The organism is Tannerella forsythia, from assembly GCF_003860135.1.
In the GTDB taxonomy this organism is placed as follows: Bacteria; Bacteroidota; Bacteroidia; order Bacteroidales; family Tannerellaceae; genus Tannerella; species Tannerella forsythia_A.
Genome location: NZ_RQYN01000089.1, coordinates 1 through 5,430, shown reverse-complemented (window position 1 = coordinate 5,430; position 5,430 = coordinate 1). Strand labels below are relative to the sequence as shown.

The window sequence follows — 5,430 nt, the reverse complement described above, 5'->3', positions numbered from 1 at the left end:
ATGATAGAAAAATCCCTAAAATTACTTTTTCTAAAACTAAACAATGAAATAGCTATATATATTTAACAATACCATAGCATCTAACTGACTGATTCCGGATAAAAAAACATGAAACGAATCATTTTTTTGTCAACCGTGTTGTTTCTGATGAGTGCTGGGCTGACAGCCCAGTCCCCGACGGTGTTATCGGGGAAGGTTACCGACAAGACTTCCGGCCAGCCACTTGCCGGAGTATTGGTAACCATCCGTCCGGCAGGCGAAAATAAGGTAGTGAAGTTTACACAGACCTCGGCGGAAGGGATGTTTGAACTTTCGATCAAAGCGCTTCCGGCGAGTCATGTATTGCACTTCTCGATGATGGGATACGCATCGTTAATTCTTCCGCTCGAAGCCGGACGCAATATCTATGATGCGGCGATGACCGAGAAAGCGACCCCGTTAAAAGAAGTCCTTGTCAAAGCGCCAAGCATTCACCAGCGTGGCGATACGGTAACGTATATCGTCTCCAACTTTGCCGACGTTCAGGACAGAAGTCTGGCCGATGTGTTAAAAAAAATGCCCGGGATCGAAGTCGAAAAAAGCGGTGCGATTAAATACAACGGGGTATCGATTAATAAGTTTTACATCGAAGGCAAAGATATGCTCGGCGGACGCTACGGCATCGCTACGAACAACATCCATCAGAAAGATGTGGGCAGCGTGGAGGTCATGGAGAATCATCAGCCGATTAAGGCGCTTGAAGACCTTTCATTCTCACAGAATCCGGCTATCAATATTCGTCTGAAAGAAGATGCCAAAGCCCGATGGGTCGGAACGGCCAAGGCGGGAGCAGGGTTCCGTCCGCTTCTCTGGCATGCCGAGGTGGCGTTGATGCGCTTCAAAAAGAAATCGCAAACGCTCAATACCCTCAAATCGAATAATACGGGCGTCGATCTCGTTAGCGAGACGAGTCTGTTCGCTATCGACGATCTCTTTACACCGTTCGGAAAGAGTTATCGGTTGCGTGATTATCTTTCGGTCAGACCCGATTATCTCCGCGAAATCGACAGCGATCGAAGCCGTTTCAATAAGACGCATCAGTTCAATACCAACAACCTGTGGTCGCTCGGGAAACATTACGATCTGACGGCTCAGATCACGTATCTCAACAATCGATTGACTTCGGACAATGAAACTCGCACCTCGCATTTTCTCGAAGACTCCACGATCGTGACCGAAGCAATCGAACACGCGACGGAGAAGCAGCATCGACTCTCCGGACAGCTGACGCTTACGGCCAATACCTCCGGATATTATTTCAGGAACAAATTCCTTACCGACTTGCGTTGGGACGATACGGATATGGTTGTCGCAGGGACATTTCCCAACAGACAGACGGCCACGATCCCGTACCGCCAATTCTCGAACGATCTGGAACTCATTAAACGTCGTGGCAAACGGGCTTACACCGTGAATTCGTATAACTTGTATCAAACGAAACCACAGCATCTCAGTGTTGTGAGAACAGACGGAATTCAACATCAGCATCTTGAAGCATCGGCTTTTTACACGAACACGAATACCGCCTTGTCTTTTTATGTCAGGCCTCTGACTATCTCCATGAAATTAGGCGTAGTAGGAGTGATCCGTTCATTGACGGGTGAACTTACGGGTGTTTCCGATACCCTCGGGCAAATGAAGAACGATGTCTCCATGCGTTATATGAACCTTTATGCTTCGCCCGAAGTCGAGTTCCGGCAAAACGGTTTTGAAGCGAAATTCGATATGCCCGCTTCGTTCATTCCGTATCGTTATACGGACAACCTGACTGATAGAAAGCATAATCGGGAGAAGTTTTTTCTTTCGCCTCGTCTATACATGCGCTATCACTTCACGTCGAGACTGTCGGCTTCTCTTTCCGGGCGATATGCGTAAAGCGCGCTTCCGGAGCAGTTTTTCTACGAAGGTCTGATCATGAACAATTATCGCCATCTGACGAGAGGATGGATCGACTATACGAGCGGAAACAGCCGGACCGTGAATTTCGGCATCAACTATCGTCAGCCTCTGAAAGCCTTCTTCGCAAGCGCGGATGTCATGCGTTCGTGGAGCTACAATCCTTATCTTCCCAATCGTTATTTTCATGGTTCATACCTGCTGAATACGTTCGTGCGCAAGGATTACCGCTCCGATACATGGATGCTCGACGGAAGCATCAGCAAAGGCATCGCGCCGATAAACGGTATCGTATCCGTTCGTACGTCATTCGTCGTATTTAACGGTGCCCGTTCGCAACAAGGGAAAGAACTGCCTTACACGACGAAAGATTGGCAGATTGCCCCTAAGATCACCAGCCGTTTCACAACGTGGTTCAATATAGCCTACGAACTTTCTTTCTCGCATTACCGGTTACGGATGGAAAACACGGCGGTAAAGTCGTCGTACAGTAACCTGCGGCAATCGTTTTCATGCCATGTTACGCCCGGAAAAAGATGGCGTCTGCAACTCGTCGGAGAGCATTACTACAACGAGATCACCAAAGACGTGTCGAAACATCTCTTTCTGGCCGATGCCACGTTGACTTGCAGTTTGCCCAAAGGCTGGGAGCTGAATCTGCTCGTAAAAAACATCTTCGACCGCGAAACATACGCATACACCGTCTACAACGAGCTTTCAGCCATCAGCAAGTCGTACGTCATTCGTCCACGTAATGTCCTACTCAGCGTGTTTTTTCGTTTCTGAAAGAGATGAAAATTAAAAAGAATAATCCCTTTGTCAAACAACCCGATGCGATGGACTGTGGGCCGGCGTGCCTGACCATGATGAGTGATGAGCTCGTTATAAGATCAGATCATTCATTCTGAATATATTTATGTCGTCGATCCTTATATCGACTATCGTCAGGCAAAGCTGATCGTACGTTTACGCAGACAGCTTAACGGCCTTACAGGATGGCACGATCTGACGCTTGCGGAAGAATTTTCCGACGCAGACCGGCAGCGTCTCAAACCTTACCTCTCGTTCGATAAATAAATCCGGCAATCTTTATTCGGACATCGGTGTTTGGCACTTGTATGTATCGTTCGGGGTGGGTAAACACCTTCAACACATCACAGAAAGCATTCTGTTTGATGCAATATGGAGAAGAGCAAATTGATAATTGTCAGCTTCTAACGCGCTTATTCGATTGAACCTTCAAATTACACTTTTGTGTATTGCAAACATGTTGCATATTTCCGACCTTTGCAAGGAGCAATCAATCAATAAACAATGAAAGAAATATATAGTAGAAACCATATCTATGTGTGTCCGGAAGAACAGTCACATATTCGGAAGTACCGTGTGCTATTGGGAGGGGCTGGTATTGGGAGTATCATTGCCGAATGTGCTTTACGTTTGGGATTTGAAACCCTTACCATTGTAGACGGTGATATTGTGGAAGAATCTAATCTGAACCGGCAGAACTATCGGCAATGTGATATCGGACGGGCAAAGGTCGATGCACTGAAAGAACGATTGTTGGAAATCAACCCAAAGGCTGATATCACTGTGGTCAATTCCTTTATTAACAAGAACAATATTAATACTCTAATCAGGGGGCATGATGTGGCGGTGAATGCACTCGACTTCTCTTCAGACATACCGTTTTTATTTGATGCCTGTTGCCGTGAATACCACATGCCGGTACTGCATCCTTACAATATCGGGTGGGGAGGATTGGTGATCGTGGTCGAACCTGATGGGGTACAATTAAGTGATTTTTCGAACGATCCGAGCAATTTTGAGGTACGTCTGGTACAGCATATTGCAGCTCATTTTCGACTTTTGGGGCAGCCTAAACATTGGATTGAACGAGTTCTTGCACAATATGAAACAGAAAAACAATCCAGCGTCCCGCCTCAATTATCGGTAGCATCATGGATTGCAGGTGGACTTTGTACGAGCCTTTTGTTCTGCCTCGCTACAGGAAAGCATGTGAAACGATACCCAAAATTCTATTTGTCATCAATCATTGATGACGAACGCTAAATTGAGCAATCTTCTCATATCAACTTCTCGTTCATCGCAAATGAGATGGCTTCCGTGATATTATCGACTTCCAGCTTTTCGAACAGCTTGCGCCGATACGACTTGACCGAATCGGGTGTTCGGGATACCCGGTCAGCGATTTGCTCGATCGTATAGCCTTGCGCCGACAGCAACAGGGTCTGCCGTTCACTCTCACTCAGCCGGATAGCCGGCTGCTCTTCCCATCGGCCATTGTCAAGATCGTACTTCCATCGCATGTTATATCCTTTGCGGCTCACCTCGATATGTCCGGATGTAGCCCGCGAAGAAAGCGAGGCGGTACAGAGTGTCAACCAGATACGTCCATCCGGCGCTAATCGCAGAGGGGTTATTTTATGGTTGATCAGCAACGGCTTAGCCTGTGGCGGAGAGATGTGAAAATCATAGCTGAGCATATATTCCTGCCGATACTCGGGCGGGATTCTCTCCGTAAACAGGAAGCCGGCACGATTTACTTCGAGCAACAACCGAAGATCGTTCTCGGGTACATGACGAAGATAAAATTCATACCCCAACTTCCGAACTTCTTCGGCCGACATACCGCAGAGGAACAACGGATTGTCCGATACATACAAAAAATTGCGTTTAAAATAATCGATCACATAGATACTTCTGAACGTGGTGCGGGCGAAAGCATCCAGAGACTCGATATACAAGGGAATTTGTGCATATTCTTCATCGGGGATATGAAACACTTTGTTTTCCGCAATAAAGAAATTTTCTTTTTGAATCATGATGGTATGAATAAAGTTAATATAAAAGAGACTATTTTCAGCTATTTAAGACAAAGATAATGCAAAAAACGATGTTCCTGCAAATTTATTACACAAAAGTGTAATGCTCGTCCGGCAAATGCATTTTACTTTTGCATTCGTTAAAGAGTAAATAATGAATAAAGTACTGCTACTATGAACCGACTAATTGAAACTTACGATTGTTATTCTATCGGGCAGTTATCTGCAGACCGTTTACACGAATTAGCTGAATTTGTGGTGCGTGAAAATTACCGGCATCACACGAAAAGTCCCGGGAGCGATTTCCGGAGAGATGTAGAGCGTATTTATCATGAAGAAATGTCTTATTTTAAGCGTTCCCAAATTTTTATCGCGACCGAAGCTAACGGGAAGATTATCGGCTCTATTCGTGTGATGAACTGGGATAGACAACAACAACTCCCATTACAAACGTTGTTCAACATACCTACGCTTACTCGCTTATTGGCTGAACAAACATCTGCGGTCTGGCATATTGGACGATTAGCTGTAAGTACAGGTATTAGCTCTTGCAGACTAACCCTTTTTAAAATTCTTGGTATTGTTAAATTCATATAGTACTATTATCTTTGCTGAAAAAAACTATGGATTGTCCAAGATGTGGAAGCAT

At 45.5% G+C, this 5,430-nt stretch carries 5 protein-coding genes; 4 read left to right on the top strand and 1 reads right to left on the bottom strand.

Translation table 11 applies throughout. The features are described 5' to 3' along the window. Positions 1 to 108: 108 nt before the first annotated feature. The 3 genes from EII41_RS13175 to EII41_RS13165 all read left to right on the top strand — a co-directional run bounded on the left by EII41_RS13175 (position 109) and on the right by EII41_RS13165 (position 4,008). Complete coding sequence (locus EII41_RS13175; protein ID WP_124790955.1) at positions 109 to 1,914, top strand: carboxypeptidase-like regulatory domain-containing protein; 1,806 nt, start codon at positions 109 to 111, stop codon at positions 1,912 to 1,914. A 39-nt stretch (positions 1,915 to 1,953) separates the two neighbouring features. Further along, entirely contained in the window at positions 1,954 to 2,721 is a 768-nt protein-coding gene (locus EII41_RS13170; protein WP_124790954.1) for a TonB-dependent receptor, read from the top strand. Positions 2,722 to 3,249: 528 nt separating this feature from the next. Beyond that, on the top strand, positions 3,250 to 4,008 hold the full coding sequence (locus tag EII41_RS13165; RefSeq protein ID WP_124790953.1) for a HesA/MoeB/ThiF family protein: 759 nt from the start codon (positions 3,250 to 3,252) through the stop codon (positions 4,006 to 4,008). 14 nt (positions 4,009 to 4,022) lie between these two features. Here EII41_RS13165 and EII41_RS13160 read toward each other — a convergent pair whose 3' ends face one another. Next, positions 4,023 to 4,781 (bottom strand): response regulator transcription factor, encoded by a 759-nt coding sequence (locus tag EII41_RS13160; RefSeq protein WP_124790952.1) that lies wholly within the window; start codon positions 4,779 to 4,781, stop codon positions 4,023 to 4,025. A gap of 174 nt (positions 4,782 to 4,955) precedes the next feature. On the opposite strand from EII41_RS13160, the gene EII41_RS13155 reads away from it, so the two are divergent. Then, entirely contained in the window at positions 4,956 to 5,378 is a 423-nt protein-coding gene (locus EII41_RS13155) for a hypothetical protein (RefSeq protein ID WP_124790951.1), read from the top strand. Positions 5,379 to 5,430: the final 52 nt, after the last annotated feature.